Source organism: Deltaproteobacteria bacterium, assembly GCA_013151915.1.
In the GTDB taxonomy this organism is placed as follows: domain Bacteria; phylum BMS3Abin14; class BMS3Abin14; order BMS3Abin14; family BMS3Abin14; genus BMS3ABIN14.
The window spans coordinates 1-22,955 of the sequence record JAADHJ010000058.1 but is presented as its reverse complement, the minus strand read 5'-3'; the positions used below and the strand labels follow the sequence as shown (position 1 = coordinate 22,955).

Here is a 22,955-nt window from a genome sequence, read left to right as displayed (position 1 = left end):
TTTTTACGATCCTATCAATAAACATAGAACCGGGCTGGAATGATGAGGTGGGATGAGGATACAATTGCCAGGGTCAAGGAGGCCAACGAGATCACCGATGTTGTTTCGGCCTACATTCCCCTTTCGAAATCGGGTTCCAACCTCAAGGCGCTATGTCCTTTTCATCAGGAGAAGACCCCCTCGTTCATGGTGAACCCCGGGCGTCAGATATTTCACTGCTTCGGATGCCACGTAGGCGGTGACGTCATCCGATTCGTCATGCTCCAGGATGGACTCCCTTTCACGGATGCCGTTAGAAAGCTGGCGGAACGAGGCGGAGTCGATCTGCCCAAAACCGGTGGGGAGCCGGGGATAAAACGCGACCGGAAGGACCTCATGTTTGGGGCCAACAAGGTCGCAGCCCAGGTCTACAGTACCCTCCTGCTGAAGGGCGGCGAAGGCGGCAATGCGAGGGAATACCTGAAAACACGCGGCATCCACGCGGACGTAAGCCGTAATTTCGGGATAGGATACGCACCGGCCGGTTGGCGTTCCCTTATGGATGTGCTCAGTAAAGAGGGTTTCGACCCCGGCCTTCTGGTGGAATGCGGCCTGGCCGTAAAAGGGGAAAGGGGCAAGGATCCCTACGACCGGTTTCGAAACAGGGTGGTGTTTCCCATTCGTGATCTTCATGGCAGGGTCCTGGGGTTCGGGGGCCGGGTCATGGGCGATGAGCTGCCAAAGTACATTAATACCCCCGAAACACCCATCTACCGAAAAGGAGACTCCCTTTTCGGAATGGATCTGGCAGCGCCCTCCATCAGGGAGGAAGGACAGGTTATACTGGTGGAAGGGTATCTGGATGTCATCTCCCTCCATCAGGGAGGCATAAAAAATGTTGTCGGTGTTCTGGGTACTGCCCTGACCACGGAACAGGCAAAGCGAATTAAACGGTTGACGAAAGATTGTGTGTTGATCTTCGATTCCGATGATGCCGGCAGAAAGGCTGCTTTACGCGGCGGTATGATCTTTCTTGAGGAAGGATTCAGATGCAGGGTCGTTCCGTTGGAATCCGGTGAGGATCCGGACACATATCTTAGAAAAAGAGGGGAAGCGGCGCTGCAGGACGAAATCTCCAACGCCATTCCGGTAATAACCTTCGCTAAAGAGGAAGCGTTAAAACGGCATCCGGGCAACGATGTAGACAGCCGGGTGCAAGTTCTTGATGCAATTATCCCATTTTTGGCTAAAATAAAAGACAGGGTCAGGCTCGGCGTTTATCTGAAGGAAATAGCTGATGATCTGAAGATCGAACAACAGGATTTGAGGGCAAAGCTTGGATCCCTTAAGGAGAAAAAACAGATCCCACTGTCCGGGGGGAATTCGCAAACGTCTCTCCAGAGGTGGGAAGGGTTGCTCATCCATATAATGATAAGAGATCCCTCCACCATCTCCAGGATCAAAGATGCAGTAGATCCCGAGGATTTTACCAGCCCGGGTATTTCCGAACTGGTCAGGAAAATATTTTCGGGAGCTGCGTTAGATGAGATCATTCAAGCTACCGACGATAATATGAAGAACCTGCTGACCGGATGGGCGCTGGAAGACCCTGTGGAGGGCAAGGATAAAGCCCTTGACGATTGCCTCAGGCGTGTTACTGAAAAAAGGCTGGACCAAAAGATCCAGGAAACCGTTAATCGTCTTGCCGTGGCAGAGGAAAGAGGGAACGATACTGAATACCGGAAACTTACAGAGGAGTGGAAGCGTCTTCAGGTACAACGCCACGGCCGGCAAAAATCAGATGAGAAATCATCCGGAGGAGAAAACCGGGAATGAAGGACCACGGAGAGCCGAAACAGATGAAAGAGCTTATCACCAAGGGCAAAAAGCAGGGTTATCTAACCTATGACGACGTAAACGAAGCCCTTCCCGACGATGTGATATCCCCTGATCACCTCGATGAGGTAATGGGGATGTTTGGAGAGATGGAGATCGAGATAGTCGATGCTGACAGAGGTATTCATATCGTGGATAAGATCCCCGAATCCGGTGTCGGTGCCGAGGATAACAACAGCGGGGAAACAACCGCCGGGGATGCGAAGAAACCGGTGGCTGTTGCCGCCGCCTCGGCAGGCCGGACCGACGATCCTGTGAGGCTGTACTTAAAAGAGATGGGACAGATCAACCTTCTGACCCGTGAGGGGGAGGTTGAGATAGCCAAGAGGATCGAGAAGGGGGAACAGGAAATTCTGGAAACCGTAGCGCGCAACCACATCTGTATCCGTGAGGTGGTATTGCTTGGGGAGAGGCTGGAAAAAAGAGAGATAAAACTAAAAAAGGTCCTTTTTAACCATGACGCTGACCTTGATGACGACGGAAATGACGATGATAAGCCGGAGGTTGAGAATGAAAGCCATGGGGATACCGACGAAGAGGAATCCGGCGAGGTAGAAAACGTACCTGGGGAGTCCCCGGAGGAAATCGCCATCAGAGAGGAAGTGTATTTCCAGGATACACTGAAGGTCTTTAGAAGAATCAGGAAGAGGATGGCGCGTCTCGAAGAAATGGAGGTCCGGATCGCGGGCGCTTCCAAGGAAGACCTTCCCGCCCTGTCCAGGAAGGTCCGAAGAATCTCCCGGGAGATCGCAAGGGACATAGAGAACCTTCATTTAAACCCCTCCCAGGTGATCCGGCTGGCTTCCAAGGTGACCTCTGTCCGGGAAAAGATCCTGCACTATCAGGGCAGGATCAGGAATGTTGAAAAGCACACCGGGCTGTCCGGATGGAAGATGACGATGCTGTTGAGGAGGGCTAAAAAGGGCGAAGCCCGATCCGTTGCCCGTGGAGCGGGGATGCCTATCGCCCAACTGGAAAGCCACCAGCGCCATGTCGCGGAGTGCAAGAAACGCCTCAAAGAGATTGAAAAGGAAACGGCGATGTCAACCGCCCTGCTCCTGGAAGACGGGGAAAAGATCCGGTTGGCGGGGATAAGGGCACGGGATGCCAAGCAGGAGCTGGTGGAGGCCAATCTCAGGCTGGTGGTGAGCATTGCCAAGAAATACACCAACCGCGGACTTCAGTTTCTGGACCTGATTCAGGAAGGAAATATCGGTCTGATGAAGGCGGTGGACAAGTTCGAATATAGAAGAGGGTATAAATTTTCCACCTATGCCACATGGTGGATCCGGCAGGCCATTACGCGGGCCATTGCGGACCAGGCTCGGACCATTCGCATTCCGGTCCACATGATCGAGACTATCAACAAACTTATCAGGACTTCAAGGCACCTGGTCCAGGAGTTGGGACGAGAACCCATGCCGGAGGAGATCGCTGCTAACATGGACCTGCCCTTGGAGAAGGTTCGAAAGGTTCTGAAAATCGCTAAAGAGCCCATCTCGCTCGAGACCCCGATAGGGGATGAGGAGGACAGCCATCTTGGTGATTTTATCGAAGATAAGAAGGTCATCTCTCCCGGGGAGGCGGTGGTTCACGCTAACCTCAAGGAGCAGGTCCGAGGCATTCTCAAGACATTGACGCCGCGGGAGGAAAAGGTTCTCAGGATGCGGTTCGGAATTGATGAAAGGACAGATCACACCCTGGAGGAGGTCGGCCAGAATTTCTCGGTAACAAGGGAGAGGATCAGGCAGATAGAGGCCAAGGCTCTGCGAAAGCTGCGGCATCCGAGCCGATGCAAACGTCTGAAGCCGTTTCATGAGGATTAAACGGATGTCCCTTCGACGCACTCGTTTGCTCAGGGCCATGAGCCTGTCGAATGGTCGAACCACTGCCGAGGAAAAAGGACCAAAGAAACTTTTTACGAGGTTGTCAAAAGCTGATTGACAAATATAGCCAAAAGGGTTAGTCATTTCCGTTCGGGCCCATAGCTCAGTTGGTTAGAGCCACCGGCTCATAACCGGTAGGTCCTCCGTTCGAGTCGGAGTGGGCCCACCACAAAGCAGGTTCCGGGAGGCTGGTAAGTTGGAGGATGTCTCATATTATCTCATGGTTGGGAGGTGGAGTGAGGAAGCCGCCCTGCGACGGGAGACGCCATGAGGGGACTCGGAAAAACACCATTAACGGGTCCATTTCCTCAGTAAAAACGGTACAGGTGCACTCAACCAGGTGCACCTTTTTTATTGTCCTGAAAACAAGGATAATCAATTGGAAAAGTGCTCACTGTAAGAAAGATCGTAGAACAGACCGAGAAGATAGCCCCGCCGTCGCTGGCTCTTCCGGATGATCCCATCGGATTACAGGTGGGGAGCATGGAATGGCAGGTCCGAAGGCTTATGCTGGCCCTTGATGCGGGCCCGGATACCATAGGCCAGGCCGTCAACTCCGGGGCCGACATGCTTTTGACCCATCACCCTCTTTTCTACAAATCCATAAGAAATCTTAATCTGGATACCATGGCCGGGCGGGCGGTGGCCCTTGCCATTGAAAAGAGGGTTGCGATTTACAGCGCCCATACCAATCTCGATGCAGCGCCCCGGGGAATCAACAGGGCTTTAGCGGAGCTGCTGACTCTCCAGAATGTCCAGGCCTTCGGGAGCACGGATCCGGCCAGGCTCAAACTGGTCACTTTCGTACCTGATGAAGCGCTGGAACGGGTCCGACAGGCCATATTCAATCTTGGACATGGAACCATAGGAGAGTATTCAAAGTGTTCTTTCACCACCCCCGGAGAGGGTACATTTCTGGGTTCTGAAGGAACGGATCCGGCCGTGGGGAGGACCGGCCGGTTTGAAAAAGTCCGGGAGGTCCGACTGGAAATCATCATCGAGGAGAGGAACCTGAGATCTACAATAGAGGTTTTAAAGGGGGCCCACCCCTACGAAGAACCGACAGTGGATCTTTATCCGCTTTTCCCGCTGGACAGGGGAAACGGCCTGGGACTGGTTGGGGACCTGGATCCGGGAGCTGCTCTTGAGGATCTGGCTCAGACCCTCCTGAAAGATCTGGGCGCAAGCGCTGTCCGGTGGGTGGGGAGAAAGGGGACTGTTATCAGGAGGGTTGCCCTGTGCGCCGGGAGCGGAGCATCCCTGCTGGAGGATAATCTGGTCAAAGGAAGTGATCTGTTTATCACCGGCGACATCAGGTATCATGACGCTCGCAGGGCGCAGGAAGCCGGTTTGGCCCTATTGGACATCGGGCACTTTGCACCGGAACGTTTCGGCATGGAGTTTTTTGGCAGGCTGCTCGATGTGGCATTGAAAGGTCTCGATGAAACGGTGGAAATCGTTTACGCGGTCGAGGAGAATCCATTTATTACGTTAACCGCGCAGCCCTGTGAAGCAGAGGGTAAATGGCATGATTGAGGCAGGAGGAGAAAAAAAGTGAGAGAAATGTTGGACAGGTTGGTGGATCTGCAGAGGACGGATGAAAAACTTGTAGCATTTCAGGGCGAAGAGATGAAGATTCCTCAGGAGATCGAGACTGCGGAAAAGAAGATATACCAGATCGAGGGGCAGATGGAGGAGATCGACCTTGAGCTTTCACGCCTGTCGGATCAGATATCGGAGCTCGACAGGCAACTCGAAGAGGTCAAGGAGAGTATGAGGCGGTTTCAGTCCAGGCTTCTGATTGTAAAAACACAGCGGGAGTACCAGGCTGTCCAGCGAGAAGGTGAGTCCGCAAGAAAAAAAAGGGGCGATCTGGAGGCTGAAGTCAAGGAACTGCGCTCGGACAGGTCATCCGTCGAAGAAAGCAGGAAGGATATCGAGAAGGTCCTGGAGGAGGAAAAGGCCAACCTTGATCGGGTGAAGAAAAATGGAAAAAAACGGCTCAACACCATAAAGAAGCAGCGTGAAGAGCTTGAAAAAACCAGGATGGTTGAGTCCGGCCTCATCGACCCGGACCTTCTCACCCGCTACCAGAAAGTTTTCAACAGATATCATGGGCAGGGGGTTGTAAAGCTTGTAAAGGGGGTGTGTTATGGCTGCTTCATGATGGTGCCCCCCCAGCTTTTCAATCAGGTGTTGGCCCAAAGCAGTATTCATCAGTGTCCGAATTGCGGAAGAATAATATATGCCGACGAATCCTGATCCCAAGTATGTTCTCGAGGAACTTGCGGCAACCCTGAGCATCGAGGAGACGCTGAAGAAATTTCCTGAGATCGGGAAGAATGAATTGGCCGATCTTCTGGAAATGGCTGCCGCGGCCGTGGGAAACAGACCCCCCGTTGCTGTGCTGATGATCGATGGAGCCGCCAGGGGAAACCCGGGTCCTGCCGGGGCCGGGGTGGTCCTGAAGGGGGCGGGAGACAGGGACATACAGGAGGGTGTCTTCATTGGCGAGGCAACCAATAACGTGGCCGAATACAGTGCACTTGTTCACGGTCTGGAACTTGCGAGGAAAATCGGACTGCGGGACCTTCTGGTTCAGTCGGATAGTCAGCTTCTTGTCCGCCAGATGAAGGGCGAGTATAGAGTAAAAAATGAAAAACTGAAAAAGCTGTTCGCCAGGGCACAGGAAACCGCTTCCCACTTTGACAATGTGTCCTACCTTCACGTTCCAAGGGAAAAAAACCGTCAGGCCGACAGCCTTGCCAATATGGCCGTTGACGCTAAAGGAAAAGTGTTTTTGTAAGGTTGGGATCTTTACGTCCCCATCGGATTTAAGTTACAATATCCATGCGGAGTGGTCCGGGTGACCGCCTGTTGTTGCAATCGCGATGGCGGGAGGAAAGTCCGAGCACCGCAGGGTTGGATGGTTCGTAACACGGACCGGGGGCGACCCCAGGGCGAGTGCCACAGAGAGAAGACCGCCCACCCTCGCTTCGGCGATGGTGGGTAAGGGTGAAAGGGTGAGGTAAGAGCTCACCAGTGTCGTCGGCGACGGCGGCAGCTTGGTAAACCCCATCCGGTGCAAGGCCAAATAGGGGAACGTTTGAGGGCGACCCGTCCGAAGTTCCCGGGTAGGCCGCTTGAGGCCGTCGGCAACGGCGGTCCTAGATGAATGGTCACCTTTCTCCGACGCTCCGGCGGAGGGGAAAACAGAACTCGGCTTACAGGGCCACTCCGCAATCATGACTACCCTGTCTTTTCCGGTGCCACAGTTGATGGAATCACGGAAAGTCCATCAACCAGGATATACGCGAAGCCATTCCCCGCCTTGTAAAATTGATGACTTCGCAAAAAGCCATAAATGGACTTTTTGCGACCCTATCAAAGTTGCTCGAAGAGACTTTTAATGTGAAACCCGGTCCAACCTACATTCCGACCCGGCTCAACGACTGGTTTGGTACGCCCGATCCACCCCCAAAAAGATCTCCTCTGGATGAGTTGATCCTGACAATCCTCTCCCAGAATACCAACGATCGGAATCGGGACCGGGCCTTCAGCGCGCTCGTTGAACGATTTCCCCACTGGAAGGATGTCCTGTCTTCATCCCGGGAAGAACTGGAGAAGGTTATTTCGCCCGCTGGTCTCGGCCCCACGAAGAGCAGGAGGATATGGCGTATACTGCTGGATATTCCGGGTCCGGATGGAGAAAATGATGGAGAAAGCCTTGGGGATATATGTCATCTTTCCCGGGAAGAGGCCCGTGAACGGTTAACCTCCTTAAAGGGGGTCGGGCCAAAGACTGCCGCATGTGTCCTCCTTTTTTCATGCGGGATCCCGGCCTTTCCCGTGGACACCCATATCTTTCGTGTGTGTCGCCGTCTTGGTATACTTAAGCCGGGTGTCGACCGTGTGAAGGCCCATTGGATTTTGGAGCAGTTTTTTTACGAGAAGGATTATCTGGATGTTCACCTCAACATGATCCGTCTGGGCCGGGAAATCTGCAGGTCGCGCAACCCGCTGTGTCCGGGATGTCCCCTGGGGGAGGTTTGTCCCTCGTTTGTCGATTTGATGGAGAAACAAGGTGATCGCTGAGCGCCGAGAAAAGACCATCCTGGTTGTGGATGACTCCAGCCTGGTCAGAAATCAGGTGACCGGTCTTCTGGAGGGGTTTGGATACCGGACCGTTTCCGCCCCCAATGGAGCGGAAGGAATGGAGATCCTGCTGGAGAACAGGGACGTGGACCTGGTTGTGCTGGACGTGGTAATGCCTGTGATGGATGGTCGGGCCATGCTCCTGGAGATCCGTTCACGGGAAGAGTTTGGGGACCTGCCTGTCCTGGTTCTCACCGCCGCGGAGCACATTAATTTTATCTCCGACTGCACCATGGCCGGATACAACGACTATCTCATAAAGCCTGTTGATCCCAGGCTCCTTTACCAGAGGGTACAGGCACTTATCGAGACCTACCCACGGGCATACAGGAGGGTCGCCTGTAATTTATTGGTGGACGTGGATATCGGGACGGAACAATTTGTGGGCGAAATAGGCGAGATCAGTGAAGGTGGTGTCAACCTTTTTCTGGAATCGTCAATCGAGGAAAATAATATCGTCAAGCTGACTTTCAATCTGCCCGGGGAGCCTGATCCGCTGACCATCGGGGCCAATGTAATCTATTGTCATCGGACTGAGGCCGGCTACAAGGCCGGTCTGAGCTTTGTCATTATCCATTCGGAAACCATGGACCGGGTAGCTGATTTCTTCGGCCTGCGATTCCCTTGATTATTCCCCGCGTCTCCCTGTCTGCTTTCTGGACTCTGGACCCTGGACTCTGGACTCTGGACTGTTTTATCCTGTGGATCGGGGACCTTCCAGCATCTTTCTGACAACCCTGTCAGCCACGCCTTTCGATTCGCGCACGCAGTCGTTGATTCCAACTCCCCTGTAGGCGTTCCCGGCAAGAAAAATTCCTTCGGGAAGAGATGATTCAACGAGGTTGAGCCTTTCCAGGTGACCGACGGTGTACATTGGGATGGCCTTTTTCCAGCGGTGGATGGCCACAAATTCCGGTTCCGCGGTCAAGCCCATCGTCTCCGCTATCTCGGAGCGGACAATTTTCAGGAGGGCGCTTTCATCCAGGAAAGGAGTTGAATGGTCCCTGGCCCCTCCTGCCATGGCCCGGATGAGGACCTTTCCCTCCGGGGCCCTGTAACCCGGGAAAATGCTGGAGGTCCAGAGTGCTCCGAGGATCCGTCGGTTTTCCACAGATGGGATGAGGTAGCCAAACCCATGCGGGGGTCTGGCGAGGTCTTTAACATCATAGCCCAACCCAACGATCGTCATGGGAGAATAGGGGATCCGGCCGAGAATGTCCGAGCTCCTGGATGATAACTCCGAAAGTATCCCGGCCGCAGCGTACGCCGGTGTCGCAAGGACAACGGTGTCGGCCTCGAAATCACGGCGTTTCGTCCTGATCTTCCATCCACCGTTGGATCCGTTCACCGTGATGACCTCATCTCCCGTGTGCAGGCAGTCGCCAAGAGCAGAGGCCAGTTTGTCCGAAAGGACACAAACGCCCCCTTTAAAGGATGTTAATACCCCGCCTGGCCCGGAAGGGCCGGAGGATATGACATCCTCTCCCCGTTTCTTGGCCCTTTTCTTCTCGGCGGCTATCTTGAACAGAGCTTTGATCAGGCCCCCGTAGGTTTCCTCCAGTTCAGCTATGCGGGGAAAACAGGCCCTCAAGCTCATCCTCTCAGGATCACCGGCAAAGATGCCCGATACCATGGGATCGAGCATGCGCTCCAGTACCTCGCGTCCCAGGCGCCTGACGGCGAATTCTGAAAGGCTGGTATCCCGGCCCTTTTGGGTGACCGGGGCGAAAAGCTCCCCGATAATCCGGATCCTGCCCGGCACTGACAGGAGATTGGAGGCGAAAAAACCCATGGGTGAGGCCTTCAGTTCGTGAAGTCTGCCCCTGGAATAGATAAAACGCCTGGCAGCGGCCTCATCGCCGGGAAGAAGGGATTCATCCAGCCCCAATTCATGTGCAAGATCCAGGGTCCACGGTTTGCTGTCAAGAAAACCGTTCGGTCCGCCCTCGACCAGGAAACCGTTTTTCTCCCTGGCGAAAAATTTCCCACCTACCCTGTCTTCCTTCTCGATAAGCGTCAACTCAAAGGGCACGCCGGTCTCCCGCAGCCCGTTCCGGATGAAATAGGCGGCGGCAAGTCCGGAGATCCCACCCCCGATTACAATTACCCTATGTGGTTTTTCCGACGGCCTGATCATTCGTTCCCCTCTTCGGTCCGTTCAAGAATGTGTACGAGCGTGTGAATTGCCCCTGCCGGGTCGGTCTGTTCGGAAGGGTCCAGGCGGCGGAAGGGCCGAAGCCACCAGGTCGGCTAACGCTTCTATAAAATCGGTGCGGGTATTTAGAGCCGGCGCCCGGATGTAGGTCGAAATCCCCAGATTCCCGGCGATCTCCCGGTGCTGGATGTCGAGTTCATACAGGGTTTCAATGTGGTCCGACACGAAGGACACCGGAACGACCACAAGCGGGGGAGCTCCTTTTCGAGCGAGGTCTTTCAGGGCCTCCCGCAGATTGGGGGCCAACCACCTGACCGGTCCCAGCCTGCTCTGGAATGCCAGAACGTGAACACGGTTTCCCAACCTCTCCACGACTCCCTGAACAGTCCTGGCTATTTCGTGGGGATACGGGTCGCCCTTGTCAACCAGGGATGTGGGTATACCGTGTGCCGAAAAGAGGATCACGGCATCGTCCCTTTCCTCCGGTCTGATCTGAGCCAGGGCCTCTCTGACGGTGGACACGAGTGCGTCCAGATAGCCGGGATGGTCGGGCCACCTGTCGATTGTTCGGACCCTGCCTTCAAACGGCGATCCCGGTATTGCGGCCTCAAGGTCCCTCAGGCATGTGCCGGTAGTGGCGCCGCAATATTGCGGGTAGAGGGAAAGAACAAGAAGCTCTTCGCAGCCGCTCCCGGAGGCGTCTTCAATAGAATCCCGTATGAAGGGATGCCAGTAGGAAAAGGCCGGCAGGACGGGCCCCACTTCAGGACGATCTCTGGAAGACAGCGTTCCGGCCAGGGCTTCGGCCTGGCCGGAAGTGATCTCGCCAATGGGGCTTTTGCCGCCGATAAGCCGGTATCGTGGAATTACCTTCTTCGCTCTGACGGAGGAGAGAACTGCGGCCAGAGGAAGTCGGGCGAAACCGGGAAGACCAATGATTGCGGGGTCTGAAAAGAGGTTCTTCAGGAACGGGCGTACAGCCTGAATTGAGTCAGGTCCCCCCATATTAAGCAGAAGGACTGCGGTACCTCCGGGTCTGGATATCATCGCATGTCAGCGTCTGAATTCGTGAACCGCCTCCACCAGGGCAATGGCGTTTTTCACGGGAGTCTGGGGCATTATGCCGTGTCCGAGGTTAAAGATGTGGCCGGGTTCGGGACCCGCCTCTTCCAGGACGTGATGGGCGCGCCTGCGGATCTCATTCGGTGATGCGAAAAGGACCGTCGGATCCAGGTTCCCCTGAACGGCTTTCCTCTTTCCAAAGGTTTTTCTAGCCTGAGCTATGTCCTGGCGCCAGTCTATCCCCACAACGTCGACGTCCAGGCCGGCCATGTGACGGGCCAGATATGAGCCGTTGTTAATGTAGTAGATAACAGGCACATCCTTACGGTTCAGGCGGGAGATGATCCTTTTTACGGGGTTGAGCGCGAACCTGACGTACTCCGGGTCGGCAAGAATACCGCCCCATGTGTCGAAGATCTGAACGGCCTGCGCCCCTGACGCTATCTGGGCGTTAAGGTAGGCGGTAACCGCGTCAGCGAGTTTTCCCATAAGCTCATCGGCCAGCTCGGGACGGGAATAAATGAGACCCTTGATATTGTGGAAAGACCTGGTTGTTCCACCCTCCACGGCATAAGTGGCCAGGGTGAAGGGAGCTCCCGAGAAGCCGATTAACGGTACCTTTCCGTCGACCTCTCTCCTGATCATCCTGACCGCTTCGAGAACGAACGGAACATCCTCCTCCGGGTCAATGGCCCGCAGGGCCCGTATCTGTTTTTCGTCCCTTACGGCTCCCAGGACAGGCCCTACCCTTTCCTCGAATGCCACCGGTATCCCCATGGGCTCCAAGGGGATGAGGATGTCGGAAAAAAGGATCGCCGCATCGACGCCGATGATATCGATGGGCAGAAGGGTAACTTTCGTGGCGAGTTCCGGGGTCTTGCACAGGGTCAGGAAATCCACCGTGTCGCGGACCTCCTGGTACTCGGGGAGGAATCGTCCTGCCTGTCTCATGATCCAGATGGGGGGTCTGGAAACCGGCCTGCGAAAGCAGGCGTCAATAAACGGATATTCAGCCATGGAATCAGACCTCGCTGGTTTCCGGGTTATCGGCGCGGGCAATCTTTTTGGGGATGTGGCCGCAGAAAGGCTCCTCGTCCATGTAGTCACCGGAGATGGCGAAGGCCCGGGCCCGGCAGCCACCGCAGACTCCCAGGTATTCGCATGACCCGCAACGGCCCTTGTAATCCTTAAAGCTCCTGATGTCGTTAAAGAGGGCGGAGTTTTCCCAGATCTTCCGGAAACTTTTGTCACGTACGTTGCCGGCTGCCCTGGGAAAGTAACTGCAGGGCTGTACGTCGCCCCTGCTGCCGATAAAGGCGATAGACTGGGCGGCGATGCAGCCTTTGGCGCCGCCGGTCCCGAACTTGAGGTTGCGGCGTTTAAAATCGATCCCTTTCGCCTTGGCCTCCTGCTGGATTACGCGGTAGTAATGGGGGGCACAGGTCGGGCGCACCAGCATCTCGGTTTCCTGCAGTTCCATGTCAAAGTGCCATCTGAGGATTTCATCGTAATCCTCCTTGGAGATAAGCTCGGCCATGAGTTCCTCGCCTCTGCCCATGGGTACTACCATGAACATATACCATGCCACGGCCCCGATCTCCCCGGCCAGCCGGTAGACGTTGGGGATGTCGTCCTGATTCCGTCTGGTGAAGGATGAATTGATGAGAAACTCGATATCGTTTTTCTTCAGGTATTCAGCCGCACGCAGGGTCGCCTCAAAGGCGCCGGTCTGGTGACGGAAGTCGTCATGTATCTCGGCCCTTGAACCGTCAAGGCTAAGGGAAACGATGCGAATCCCGGACTGTTTGATCTTTTCACATACCTCATCGTCCACGAGGGTCCCGTTGGTAGCAAGCGCCATACGCAGCCCCTTGGCGGTACCATAAGAGGCGATTTCGAACACGTCTTTGCGCAGCAACGGCTCACCGCCGGAAAGGACAACGACCGGCTTGGCAAAAGAGGTGATTTCGTCAATAAGGGATCTGGCCTCGTCCAGGGTAAAATCTCCCTGGTCCGAACCCATGGTAGACGAGGACCGGCAGTGGATACAGTTCAGGTTGCATCTGCCGGTAATCTCCCAGGCGATCCATTTGGGTTCGAAGATCCTGCCTGGTTTCGTTCGCTGTTTAATCCCGGTCAAGATACTTTCCTCCATCCGGTCCCTCCATTAACTTTTGCGACTCCATCAAAGCCAAGCAAGCTATCATATACGGTAAAAAAGTAAAAGTCAGCGCTGATTACCCGGCCTGTCGGCGTTGACCACGGATGAAGAAGTCTGATATGGATGGCAAATAAAGTGGGCATGTACATTTAAAGCATTCAGCTGAATATGTTCGTGTGCATGGGATAAGGAAACTGGAAAGGAGTCTGTGTGAACAACAACGAGACAAGAGATCTCATATTCTCGCTTATGGGCGATCTTCTGAGCCATGAGGTCTATCCGGCCATCGAGAGGCTGCGCAAGGCGGAGATGGACAACCGTCGTTTGTTCAGAATCATGGCCGAGATGGTTACGGGACTGGAAATCATGGAAAAGCTTCCCGATTCGGTGACCATCTTCGGCTCGGCACGAAGCCGTCCGCGGGATGAGCTTTACAAAAAGGTCCGGAAAATCGGCCGCAGATTCGCGCAGGAAGGCTATGCCGTAGTCACCGGCGGAGGGCCGGGCCTCATGGAGGCAGCCAATCGCGGCGCCATGGAGGGCGGAGGTGAATCGGTTGGGCTGAACATCCTTCTCCCCAGGGAGCAGAAGGCCAACAGGTATGTTACGACCAGTTTGAATTTCCGATATTTTTTCATCAGGAAGGTCATGTTCGTCAAGTACGCCAAGGCCCTTGTTATTATGCCGGGAGGTTTCGGGACCATGGATGAGCTGTTCGAGTCCCTCACCCTGAAGCAGACCGGCAAGATGCATAAATTTCCCATCATTCTTTTCGACAGCGAGTATTGGGGAGGGCTGTACGACTGGATGAAAAAACACATGGTGAAATGTGGGTTTCTGGACGATAACGAACTGGAGCTCCTTTCCATAAGCGATGATCCGGAGGAAACAGTAGACCTCGTCTGTCAATTCCGCCGAGCACAGGGTGAACCATACATCAGCTATCTGGAACACGATGAATTCAGCGAAAAGATTTAACCGGGAGGAAGAGATGTCGATGGACTCTTTGCGAGACCATCAACCAGGATATGCACGGTGCGTACGTCCTGGGGTGGGAGTGGTTGTCGGATGTTAGACGTTCCCTCCTGGGAGTGGATGGTTATAGCCCTTTGCGTTCTTCTTTCAGCCTACTTTTCAGGATCGGAGACGGCCTTCGTCAGCCTTTCACGGGCAAAACTCCAGACGCTTCTCGATGGAAGGGGTCGTAAAAGGGACCCCCTTCAACTCTGGCTCAAGGATCCGAACGCTCTTCTCACCTCCATTCTACTTGGAAACAACCTCGCCAACATCGCTGCTTCAGCCCTGGCAACGGATGTCGCTTCAAAGATCTTTCATAACGGAGGGATCGCAGCCGCGGTTGGGATAATGACTCTTGTCATCCTGATGTTCGGGGAAATAACCCCAAAAGTCATGGCGAGACGGTACCCTGAACGTTTTGTTATCTCGGTCTCCCTTTCTCTCTCGCTGTTTTACTTTGTCACATGGCCTGTTACCCGCTTTTTTACCTGGATGACATCCACATTGATCAGGATGACGGGTGGTGATCCAGACAGGGACTTTTCCCCGGTGGAAGCAGATGAACTGGAACTGCTGGTCAATCTCAGCGCCAGCGAGGGTGGTATAGAAAAGTATCCCGCCGATCTGATAAACAGGGTTTTTCATTTTATCCGGCAGACGGTTAAGGATGTGATGACACCCCGAACGGAAATCCGGGCTTTGGAATTGTCCGACGAAATCGACCAGATCATCCGGATAGTGATCGAGAGCGGACACAGCAGGCTTCCGGTCTATCGTGAAAACCTGGATGACATAGTGGGTGTTTTTCACGCCAAGGACCTTCTCCTGGCCAGTCCTGATGGGCGGGACACCTTCCGCATGGCTGAACATATTGCACGGCCGCATTTTGTCCCCGAGAGCGCCCCCCTGGGCCGGGTCTTCCGGGAGCTGCAAAAGGAAAAAACCCATCTGGCTGTTGTCGTCGACGAATTTGGCGGGACCGAGGGGCTAATCACCCTTGAGGACATCCTGGAGGAACTGGTAGGGGAGATACACGACGAGTTCGACCATGAGGTAGAGATGATGAAGAAACTTCCATCAGGCGCCCTGGAGGTTTCCGGCAAAGCCCCTCTCGATGAGTTAGAGAAGGTTTTCCCACAGATGGGCATAGACACTGCCTGTAAAACGGTGGGAGGCCTTATCATGGAGACCACCGGCAGAGTCCCCGCCCCGGGGGAGACCATGGATCTTCTGGGGCTGAGATTTACCGTGGTCAGATCGGATGAGCGACATGTCAAGAAGGTCCTGATACATTCGGTAGATACGGGGGATGAAGGGGGATGAAAGGCAATAATCCTGCTGGAATTAATGACGAGTCGGTTGCCGTTTTTTACGGTTCCGCACACGATTTCCGGCAAGCGGCCTTGAACCTGGCTTGCCGGGGATATTGCGAATATTTCAAGGATGATGGGGGAGGCGAAAAAGGATGTGCCGGTTTTACCGCCCTCTTTCATGCCATGGACAGGGGGAAAATCCACCAGGGTCACCTGGCCGGCCTGTTGAACCTTTCCCCCGGCGTTCCCCGCAGGGTCGGCCAACTGGTTGAGACGCTTTGTTTCCGGTGTTCCTATCTGAAGAATGGGTGCGATTTTATGGCGGAGTCTCCCGTTAAAGGATCCACCCCCTGCGGGGGGTACCGATTGTTCCTGGCGTTTCTGGACAGCTCCACCCTGAGGTTGGCGGAGCTTCAGTAATTGACAACCCCGCAAAAAATCTCTTCGAGTCCATCAATAGTTTTCCACAGGTTTATCCACACCTGTGGAAAAGTGTGACCCTAACTTAACACTTTTCACTTAACATATTTAGTTCATCCGGTTAATGCGTACCTTAAATTATTATTTTGCTGTCATTGCGAGGAGCATCGAGGGAGACGAGAGTGACGCGGCAATCCCGGACGACAGGCGCGATGACGAATGGTGGGTATGAGCCACTCCACATCAGGTACCCATTCCAGGATGACCCACATATTTATGTGTCTATCTGTTATTTATCAAGATGCTGCCTGTCGGGCCGCAGGCTGTAAACACACCCGCAGTAATCCTGTCTGTAAAGACCGTATATCCGACTGAACTGGACACTGCTTTTGAATCCGTCTTTCTTTTTCAGATTGGTCGGAAGGTAGTGCACCCCGAATTCGGCTGCGGCCTCCCGGCCTATCCTGTTGACCATATCGGCGTCCTTGTGGGGACTGACGGTGAGGACGGCCGCGAAATGGTCAAAACCACGTTCCCTGGCCATCCTCGCTGTTTCTCTGAGCCTGAGACGGATGCATCTGACGCAGCGCATCCCCTTCTCAGGCTCGTCCTCCAGGCCCTTCACCTCTTCGTGCCAGGGCGCCGGGTCATATGGCCCTTCAAAGAAAGGGAATCCGGTGGCCGCAGAAAGGCTTTTCAGCGCATCAAACCGTCGTTGGTACTCTTCCTCGGGATGAATGTTGGGATTGTAGAAGTAGCCTTCAGCCTGGCCGCGGTCGGTGAGACGCTCGATTCCAATGGTGGCGTCGGGGGCGCAGCATATATGGATCAATAGTTTCATACGGACCTTTCTTTCTATAGTTCATCCTGAAGATGAGTACCTGGATGAGGACCATATCCCACCATCTGTCATCGCGAGCTGTAACCCATGCGACCTGTCCGCCATAGCCCGTAGGGCGACGGCGGAAGCGATCCCGTGACGACCGTAAGGCGCTGCAATGACCTTTTCGGCTCCGCATGGGATTGCCGCGCCTACGGTTTCACTCGGGCTCGCAATGACAGCAAAATAATCAAGGTACGCATTAACTGGATGAACCTCTTTCATAGGGTCGTAAAAAGTCCATCCATGGATTTTTATTCCACGGAACGAGCCTGAAAAAATTTGTCTTGATTTTTCCCTGCAGAAAGTATAAAAACCAAACCGTTTTGTGTAAAGGCGTTTTCTCGGCGCCGACGCTGATGCCCAACGCGTGGGCCTGCATACATTTTAATGGAGGAATGAACGATGATCTGCACTATTCTCAAGGAAGAAATCGACTGTATTTTTATGACCCGGCAGGGCTGCGCCTATAACGGCGGCCATTGTGAGCCCGTTGTGCAGGCCTGCGGGGGTTGCGCGAATACCAGGGAAATCGAGGACGATTTCTATTGCGTGACCAGCGCCAACCCGGCGGCCAAATGGAACGTCGGCGTCTGCAACTACGCCACCCACGTGAAGAAGGAAAATCCTGTCATCGCCCAGGCGAAGATCAATCCACTTAAGGCATCCAAGAGAGCCGTGGCACACAGGTAGACCAGAAAAACAGGCCGAACCTGAAAAAGGCGGCTCCCGACGGAGCCGCCTTTTTTGTTAACAGTCGCCTGGTTTGCTAATCGACGGAATGTATCGGCCTCTTGACGATAAGTGTAAGCACGATGCCGATAACAGCCATGATGGCCAGGGTGAAGTAGACCTGGTTGTAGCCGCCGGCGATATTGCCCGATTCCTTGGCTGTCTTCATGATTCCCGCGAAATACTTGGGCACGGTGAACCCGCAGATGCCCCAGGCGGTAAAGATAATGCCGTAGTTGGCGCCGATGTTTTTGGCGCCGTAGTAGTCGGCGGTGAAGGAAGGCATCATGGCCAGATAGCCGCCGTAGGAAAAGCCGACTATACATAGGCCGATGAGCACCTGCCAGAAACCTGTTGCGTTTCTGAGAAAGAACAGGGAGGCGATGAGATAACCGCAGTACATGGCCACAGTGGTCATGTTCCGGCCTATCTTGTCCGAGGTTGCGCCCCATGCCAGACGGCCGACGCCGTTAAACAGTGACATGAGGCCGAGAGCCGCTCCGCCGGACATGACAGCCGCTCCTTTGGAAAGTTCGACGATTATCGGTTTAGCTTGACCGATGGCGGTGATACCCACTGATGTGCCGAGGAAATAGATGATCCAGAGAACATAGAACTGCCACGTCTTTACCATCTCGCCGGGAGTGAAGTCCTCCTTGGAGGGGGCGCCGGTGGCTACGGGCGGCTCCCATCCGGGAGGTTTGTAGCCCGCAGGAGGGACCCGGTAGACCTGGGCGGCGCCGATAACACAGATGTAAAATACGACCGAGAGGATAATGAACGTCCTGGGAATGGTGGTCGCGTATGCTTCCGGATTATCACCGATAAGCTTTTCGATAAGGGGCGCGAAGATCAGGGATCCGGCGCCGAAGCCCATGACTGCGAGACCGACGATCATGCCCCTCTTGTCCGGGAACCACTTCACACAGGTTGCTATGGGTGTCACGTAGGCGAAACCCACGCCCAGACCGCCGAGGATTCCGTAGCCGAAGATCAGACCACCGACGGAGTCGCCGATGAATGCGGAGAGGAGAACGCCTGTTCCCATGAGAATTCCGCCGACACTGCCGACGAGCCTCGGGCCCTTCTTGTCCTGCCAGAACCCGGCGATGATCATGGCGACCGTGAACATCAGGACCGACCACCGGTAAGGCGCGATGGTCTGGACCTTGCTCCAGCCGTGCAAGGCAGTCAGCGGACCTCTGAAAACAGCCCAGGAATAAAGAACGCCGAGGCAGAGCTGCATGACAAGCGCCGCGCCGACGAACCGCCATCGATTACCAAGATTCTGTTCCATTTAAACCTCCGTATCTCGGGGGAGGTACCTTCCTCCCTCAGGGTAAGTTGTCGCTGTGGTAGCCGATGAGGTGCTCAGCAATGATGCACCTCCAGGGGCTGCCGCATCGAGAATGGTCGGCTGACGGTTGGCTTCCGTCGTTGGCCATTCAGATCGAGTGAGGCAACTGGCCCGTTTGATGCGGGGGTCCCGTCAACGGCCTGTCTGTAGAAGGCCGCGGCGGGGTGTAACGGTTGAAGGCCCACCTCCTTTCATAAGGGATTACGCCTTGTTTCCAGGCCCGGAAAATTCTCCCGGGGCCTCATTGATCAAAAGCCTGTTTGCAAAAAAAAAGTGCCTACAGGGCAAACGGGGCATTAAAACCGGGTTGTGTCCGTGTAAACACTTTTTGGGTACCGACAATCAGGGCCAACAGCACTAAAATGCGGACGACCTGTTATAAAGGGTAAAAAACCAACTTTGATGTTATACATGCTAAAACACAGTTTTCCATATGTCAAGAAAATTTTCCTGTTTCCATCCTCGCCCCAGGATGGTGGGCCTGTCCTTCGACGCACTTTCATTTGCTCAGGGTCATGAACCTGTCGAATGGTCGAACCACCGGCGGGGAATGGGCGTCTGTGTCGGCACATGGCCTGAAACGGGCGGTCTTGTATGCGCGTGGTAAAGGTGATATGAACCTGAATACCGGTAAGCTATCGGCGTGCATAAGCCGGGATGTCGAGCAGTGCGCCGCATCAGAGCCCAGGAGAATTTCACTATGAGGATTGGATTAGCCGGATATTCGGGGTCGGGAGTAACAACCGTCCTCGCTCTCTTTTCTCAGGATACCGGCCTCATTGACAAACACGGCGGCCCGGAAATCCGTTCAATCAAACTCCAGGATCCCAGACTACAGCGCCTCGCCGAGCTTTTTAATCCCAGGAAGGTCACCCCGGTTCAGCTTGATATTGTGGAACTGGGCGATCTGAGGCCTGAAAGAGGGGGCGGCCTCAGGAAGGAAACGGTAGGAAGAGCTGCCGGGCTCGATGCCCTTGCCGTCGTGCTCCGGGGGTTTGAAGCCCCTATGTCCCCTCAGGTTCGTTCCGCCGACGATTTGGCGAAGGAAATGTCATCCCTTTTCGAGGAGTTCCGCCTGACTGACATGATGCCCGTGGAGGGCCGTCTGGAAAGGCTTGAAAAGGAGGGGAAGGGGTCCTCCCGGGAGGCGGACCTGCTGAAAAGGGTCAGGGACCACCTCGAGAATGGGCAATCCGTACGAACCATGGGTCTTACCCCCGAGGAGGACAGATCTATTGCCGGCTACCAGTTTCTCACCCGTATTCCACTGTATGTCCTGGTCAACATGGGGGAGGACGGTGCCGGCAAAGTCCAGCATCCTGAGCAAGAAGCGATGTGTGCTTCCGAGGGGGTCGGGTATCTGGAAATCAGCGGGAAGGCCGAGTTGGAACTCCTTGAAATTCCCGAGGAGGAGAGGGCGATCTTCCAGGAGGAACTGGGGCTGGGAATGCCGTCCAAGGACAGGTTCATAACGGGGGCTTTCGAATTGATCGATCTCATAACTTTCTTCACGGTGGGCGAAGACGAGGTCAGAGGCTGGACCGTCCCCAGGGGGATCAGGGCGGCGGAGGCCGCGGGAAAGATCCACAGCGATCTTCAACGGGGATTCATCAGGGCCGAAGTGCTCCCATGGGATGAGTGCCTTGCCCTCGGTGGGCTTTCTGCGGCCAAGGAAGCGGGCCGGCTGCGCATCGAGGGTAAGGAATATGTCCTGAAAGACGGGGAGATCTTCCACGTCAGGTTTAACGTTTGATAGGGTCGTAAAAAGTCCATTGATGGCTTTTTGCGAAGTCATCAACGTTTGATAACCCCGTAAAGGGAGAAAGCCGCCGTATGAAAAACAGAGGCAACAACCAGAATAACGGCAACAAGGTCAAGATCGGTCTTCCAAAGGGCAGCCTGGAGGATGCCACCATTGAACTTTTTCGAAAGGCCGGCTGGCGGATCAGCCGTGGGTCGAGAAACTATTTTCCAAGCGTGGATGACGATGAGCTGTCCTTCTCTCTTGTCAGAGCGCAGGAAATGTCACGGTTTATCCAGGATGGAATACTGGATGCCGGCATCACCGGGCGGGACTGGATCCTTGAAAATGAGTCCGACGTTGTCTGGTTGGAAGAGCTGAGCTATTCCAAGACCAGTTCCCGGCCTGCCCGATGGGTTCTCATTGTACCCAAGAACAGTTCCTACGATAAGATCGAAGATCTGGCGGGGAAGAGGATATCCACAGAGCTTGTGGGCTTCACAACAAGGTATTTTGAAGAAAAGGGACTTGAGGTTAAGGTTGACTACTCCTGGGGCACAACCGAGGCAAAGGTCGTGGAGGGTATCGCCGACGCGGCGGTTGAAGTCACCGAAACCGGCAGCACCATCCGGGCCCACGGCTTGAAGATCATCCATGAATTAATGCAGTCCCGCCCCTATCTCATCGTCAACAAAGACTCTTACAAGGATCCATTCAAGAGGAGAAAACTAGAGAACATCTGTCTCCTGCTCAAGGGGGCGGAAAAGGCCATGGGGATGGTGGCTATAAAACTGAACGTACACCGGAGCAACCTGGAGAAGGTTATCCAGATGATGCCCAGCCTTAATGCCCCAACCGTGGCCGGACTACATCAGAGCGAATGGTATTCCGTTGAGTCGGTGGTTCCCGATAAAATCGTCCGAAAACTGATTCCGCAGCTCCTGGAGTGCGGTGCCGAGGGAATTATCGAATACCAGCTGAACAAAATACTTTAGGATTTATTTCAGGTTTCTGACCATGGGAGATTTTTTTCAGACCGGCCCGGTAACCACCATCCATCGATTGGGTGAATTCAGGTTTGCCGACCTTGCGTCGAGGTTGGAGCGATTTTCGCGAGAACGCCCTCTTGCCCTCCTGGTTCCTGCGCTTGCCTCAGAGATGGATGCCCCTGCCTTGGGGACAATCCTCGAAAAGCTGGCGTTGGCAGCATACCTTGAGGAAACGATCCTTGTCCTCGGTCGGGCCGATGGGGATGACTACCACCGTCTCAAAAAGCTCCTGGACCCTTTGCCGATGCGAACGACCGTCGTCTGGCCGGAGGGGCCGAAACTCTCCCGCATCCTGGAATCACTGCTGCCCGACCTGGATGTGGGGCCCCCGGGGAAGGGCCGTGACGTCTGGATCGCCCTGGGATACCTGCTATCCACCGGCCGGATTCACTCAATTGCCCTCCACGATGCTGATATCGTCAACTACACTGGGGAAATCCCCCTGCGCCTCCTGCTTCCGGTGGCCGATCCGGCGCTGAACTTTTCTTTCTGTAAGGGGTACTACACGCGAATTTCCGACAATGCTCTGCACGGAAGAGTAACCAGACTCCTGGTGGCCCCTTTGGTCCCGGTCCTCATGGAAGAAAACCCAACCGATGTCCTGGAACTCATCGGTGCCATGAGGTACCCTCTTGCGGGCGAATTCGCTTTTACCGCGGACCTCGCAGGCCGCATACCCATCCCCCGGGACTGGGGCATGGAGATCGGGATTCTTTCGTCCATCGTCAGGAAAGTGGACACCTCGGAAATCTGTCAGGCCGGCCTTTGTGACAACTACGAACACAAGCACCAGATCCTGTCGGCAGGTGACGAACGGGGCGGCCTGAACCGCATGGCGGTGGAGGTGTCGGAGACTCTGCTTGAAAGGTCGGCACCCGCTGGAGGATGGAGAAGGGATCTTATTGACCGCTACCGCCGGAAAGCCGATTCTCTTATTGCCATGTACCGGGCGGACGCCCTTGCCAATGGTCTGGATTACGATGAGGGCGCTGAGAGAAGGGCGGTGGAGACCTTCTCCGGAGCTGTAGAATTGGGTCTCCAAAGGTCGAAGGTCAAGCAGGATCCGCCGCCGCTGCCCGCATGGAGTAAGATTGAACAGTCGACTCCGGGTGTTATGGACGCTATAGCCGAAGCGGTGAAAAAAGAGGGGGC

Annotated in this window: 20 protein-coding genes, 1 tRNA gene and 1 other RNA gene; 16 read left to right on the top strand and 6 right to left on the bottom strand. The window is 54.8% G+C overall.

The window, feature by feature from the left end:
* Positions 1 to 39: 39 nt before the first annotated feature.
* From GXP52_10345 to GXP52_10305, 9 genes are all read left to right on the top strand, one after another.
* Complete coding sequence (locus tag GXP52_10345; GenBank protein ID NOY87681.1) at positions 40 to 1,815, top strand: DNA primase; 1,776 nt, start codon at positions 40 to 42, stop codon at positions 1,813 to 1,815.
* On the top strand, positions 1,812 to 3,701 hold the full coding sequence (gene rpoD / locus GXP52_10340) for an RNA polymerase sigma factor RpoD (GenBank protein ID NOY87680.1): 1,890 nt from the start codon (positions 1,812 to 1,814) through the stop codon (positions 3,699 to 3,701). Before GXP52_10345 ends, rpoD begins: the two co-directional genes overlap by 4 nt.
* 152 nt (positions 3,702 to 3,853) lie before the next feature.
* Positions 3,854 to 3,930, top strand: a tRNA-Ile gene (locus GXP52_10335).
* Between the two features lie 218 nt (positions 3,931 to 4,148).
* The gene (locus GXP52_10330; GenBank protein NOY87679.1) at positions 4,149 to 5,297 is read left to right on the top strand and encodes a Nif3-like dinuclear metal center hexameric protein; all 1,149 of its coding nucleotides are present in this window, start codon (positions 4,149 to 4,151) and stop codon (positions 5,295 to 5,297) included.
* Between the two features lie 18 nt (positions 5,298 to 5,315).
* Positions 5,316 to 6,023: a hypothetical protein gene (locus GXP52_10325; protein ID NOY87678.1), complete on the top strand. Its 708-nt coding sequence runs from the start codon at positions 5,316 to 5,318 to the stop codon at positions 6,021 to 6,023.
* Between the two features lie 148 nt (positions 6,024 to 6,171).
* Entirely contained in the window at positions 6,172 to 6,567 is a 396-nt protein-coding gene (locus tag GXP52_10320; GenBank protein NOY87677.1) for a ribonuclease HI family protein, read from the top strand.
* A 48-nt stretch (positions 6,568 to 6,615) separates the two neighbouring features.
* Positions 6,616 to 7,004, top strand: an RNA gene (gene rnpB / locus GXP52_10315) — RNase P RNA component class A.
* Positions 7,005 to 7,172: 168 nt separating this feature from the next.
* Entirely contained in the window at positions 7,173 to 7,856 is a 684-nt protein-coding gene (locus GXP52_10310; GenBank protein ID NOY87676.1) for an endonuclease III, read from the top strand.
* Positions 7,846 to 8,544, top strand: a complete 699-nt coding sequence (locus tag GXP52_10305) for a response regulator (protein ID NOY87675.1) — start codon at positions 7,846 to 7,848, stop codon at positions 8,542 to 8,544. The genes GXP52_10310 and GXP52_10305 overlap by 11 nt, the downstream gene beginning before the upstream one ends.
* A 66-nt stretch (positions 8,545 to 8,610) precedes the next feature.
* Here GXP52_10305 and hemG read toward each other — a convergent pair whose 3' ends face one another.
* Genes hemG through GXP52_10285 form a run of 4 tightly spaced genes read right to left on the bottom strand, consistent with a single transcriptional unit; the run spans position 8,611 to position 13,288 of the window.
* A complete protein-coding gene (gene hemG, locus GXP52_10300) occupies positions 8,611 to 10,053 on the bottom strand; it encodes a protoporphyrinogen oxidase (protein NOY87674.1) in 1,443 nt (480 codons plus the stop codon).
* A 21-nt stretch (positions 10,054 to 10,074) separates the two neighbouring features.
* The gene (gene hemH, locus GXP52_10295) at positions 10,075 to 11,118 is read right to left on the bottom strand and encodes a ferrochelatase (protein ID NOY87673.1); all 1,044 of its coding nucleotides are present in this window, start codon (positions 11,116 to 11,118) and stop codon (positions 10,075 to 10,077) included.
* Positions 11,119 to 11,124: 6 nt separating this feature from the next.
* Positions 11,125 to 12,150 (bottom strand): uroporphyrinogen decarboxylase, encoded by a 1,026-nt coding sequence (gene hemE / locus GXP52_10290; GenBank protein ID NOY87672.1) that lies wholly within the window; start codon positions 12,148 to 12,150, stop codon positions 11,125 to 11,127.
* A 4-nt stretch (positions 12,151 to 12,154) separates the two neighbouring features.
* The gene (locus GXP52_10285; GenBank protein ID NOY87671.1) at positions 12,155 to 13,288 is read right to left on the bottom strand and encodes a radical SAM protein; all 1,134 of its coding nucleotides are present in this window, start codon (positions 13,286 to 13,288) and stop codon (positions 12,155 to 12,157) included.
* Between the two features lie 255 nt (positions 13,289 to 13,543).
* Between GXP52_10285 and GXP52_10280 the strand changes: the two genes are divergently transcribed.
* The 3 genes from GXP52_10280 to GXP52_10270 all read left to right on the top strand — a co-directional run bounded on the left by GXP52_10280 (position 13,544) and on the right by GXP52_10270 (position 16,044).
* Entirely contained in the window at positions 13,544 to 14,272 is a 729-nt protein-coding gene (locus GXP52_10280; GenBank protein ID NOY87670.1) for a TIGR00730 family Rossman fold protein, read from the top strand.
* Between the two features lie 90 nt (positions 14,273 to 14,362).
* The gene (locus tag GXP52_10275; GenBank protein ID NOY87669.1) at positions 14,363 to 15,634 is read left to right on the top strand and encodes an HlyC/CorC family transporter; all 1,272 of its coding nucleotides are present in this window, start codon (positions 14,363 to 14,365) and stop codon (positions 15,632 to 15,634) included.
* The gene (locus tag GXP52_10270; GenBank protein NOY87668.1) at positions 15,631 to 16,044 is read left to right on the top strand and encodes a hypothetical protein; all 414 of its coding nucleotides are present in this window, start codon (positions 15,631 to 15,633) and stop codon (positions 16,042 to 16,044) included. The genes GXP52_10275 and GXP52_10270 overlap by 4 nt, the downstream gene beginning before the upstream one ends.
* Positions 16,045 to 16,333: 289 nt before the next feature.
* Here the strand turns inward: GXP52_10270 and GXP52_10265 are convergent, their stop codons facing one another.
* Positions 16,334 to 16,885, bottom strand: coding sequence for an epoxyqueuosine reductase QueH (locus GXP52_10265; GenBank protein ID NOY87667.1), 552 nt, complete (start codon positions 16,883 to 16,885; stop codon positions 16,334 to 16,336).
* 444 nt (positions 16,886 to 17,329) lie between these two features.
* On the opposite strand from GXP52_10265, the gene GXP52_10260 reads away from it, so the two are divergent.
* A complete protein-coding gene (locus tag GXP52_10260; GenBank protein NOY87666.1) occupies positions 17,330 to 17,617 on the top strand; it encodes a hypothetical protein in 288 nt (95 codons plus the stop codon).
* Positions 17,618 to 17,693: 76 nt separating this feature from the next.
* Here GXP52_10260 and GXP52_10255 read toward each other — a convergent pair whose 3' ends face one another.
* A complete protein-coding gene (locus GXP52_10255; protein ID NOY87665.1) occupies positions 17,694 to 18,953 on the bottom strand; it encodes an OFA family MFS transporter in 1,260 nt (419 codons plus the stop codon).
* 760 nt (positions 18,954 to 19,713) lie between these two features.
* Here GXP52_10255 and ychF point away from each other — a divergent pair.
* The 3 genes from ychF to GXP52_10240 form a co-directional block, all read left to right on the top strand.
* On the top strand, positions 19,714 to 20,766 hold the full coding sequence (gene ychF / locus GXP52_10250) for a redox-regulated ATPase YchF (GenBank protein NOY87664.1): 1,053 nt from the start codon (positions 19,714 to 19,716) through the stop codon (positions 20,764 to 20,766).
* 80 nt (positions 20,767 to 20,846) lie between these two features.
* Positions 20,847 to 21,749, top strand: coding sequence for an ATP phosphoribosyltransferase (locus GXP52_10245; GenBank protein ID NOY87663.1), 903 nt, complete (start codon positions 20,847 to 20,849; stop codon positions 21,747 to 21,749).
* A gap of 22 nt (positions 21,750 to 21,771) precedes the next feature.
* On the top strand, positions 21,772 to 22,955 hold a 1,184-nt coding region (locus GXP52_10240; protein NOY87662.1), incomplete at its 3' end, for a glycosyl transferase.

Coding starts and splice junctions, on each gene's coding strand:
- GXP52_10245 (NOY87663.1), top strand. CDS start 20,847: ATGAAAAACAGAGGCAACAACCAGAATAACGGCAACAAGGTCAAGATC.
- hemG (NOY87674.1), bottom strand. CDS start 10,053: ATGATCAGGCCGTCGGAAAAACCACATAGGGTAATTGTAATCGGGGGT.
- GXP52_10270 (NOY87668.1), top strand. CDS start 15,631: ATGAAAGGCAATAATCCTGCTGGAATTAATGACGAGTCGGTTGCCGTT.
- GXP52_10280 (NOY87670.1), top strand. CDS start 13,544: ATGGGCGATCTTCTGAGCCATGAGGTCTATCCGGCCATCGAGAGGCTG.
- GXP52_10285 (NOY87671.1), bottom strand. CDS start 13,288: ATGGAGGAAAGTATCTTGACCGGGATTAAACAGCGAACGAAACCAGGC.
- GXP52_10275 (NOY87669.1), top strand. CDS start 14,363: ATGTTAGACGTTCCCTCCTGGGAGTGGATGGTTATAGCCCTTTGCGTT.
- GXP52_10265 (NOY87667.1), bottom strand. CDS start 16,885: ATGAAACTATTGATCCATATATGCTGCGCCCCCGACGCCACCATTGGA.
- GXP52_10345 (NOY87681.1), top strand. CDS start 40: ATGATGAGGTGGGATGAGGATACAATTGCCAGGGTCAAGGAGGCCAAC.
- hemE (NOY87672.1), bottom strand. CDS start 12,150: ATGGCTGAATATCCGTTTATTGACGCCTGCTTTCGCAGGCCGGTTTCC.
- rpoD (NOY87680.1), top strand. CDS start 1,812: ATGAAGGACCACGGAGAGCCGAAACAGATGAAAGAGCTTATCACCAAG.
- GXP52_10320 (NOY87677.1), top strand. CDS start 6,172: ATGATCGATGGAGCCGCCAGGGGAAACCCGGGTCCTGCCGGGGCCGGG.
- ychF (NOY87664.1), top strand. CDS start 19,714: ATGAGGATTGGATTAGCCGGATATTCGGGGTCGGGAGTAACAACCGTC.
- hemH (NOY87673.1), bottom strand. CDS start 11,118: ATGATATCCAGACCCGGAGGTACCGCAGTCCTTCTGCTTAATATGGGG.
- GXP52_10260 (NOY87666.1), top strand. CDS start 17,330: ATGATCTGCACTATTCTCAAGGAAGAAATCGACTGTATTTTTATGACC.
- GXP52_10255 (NOY87665.1), bottom strand. CDS start 18,953: ATGGAACAGAATCTTGGTAATCGATGGCGGTTCGTCGGCGCGGCGCTT.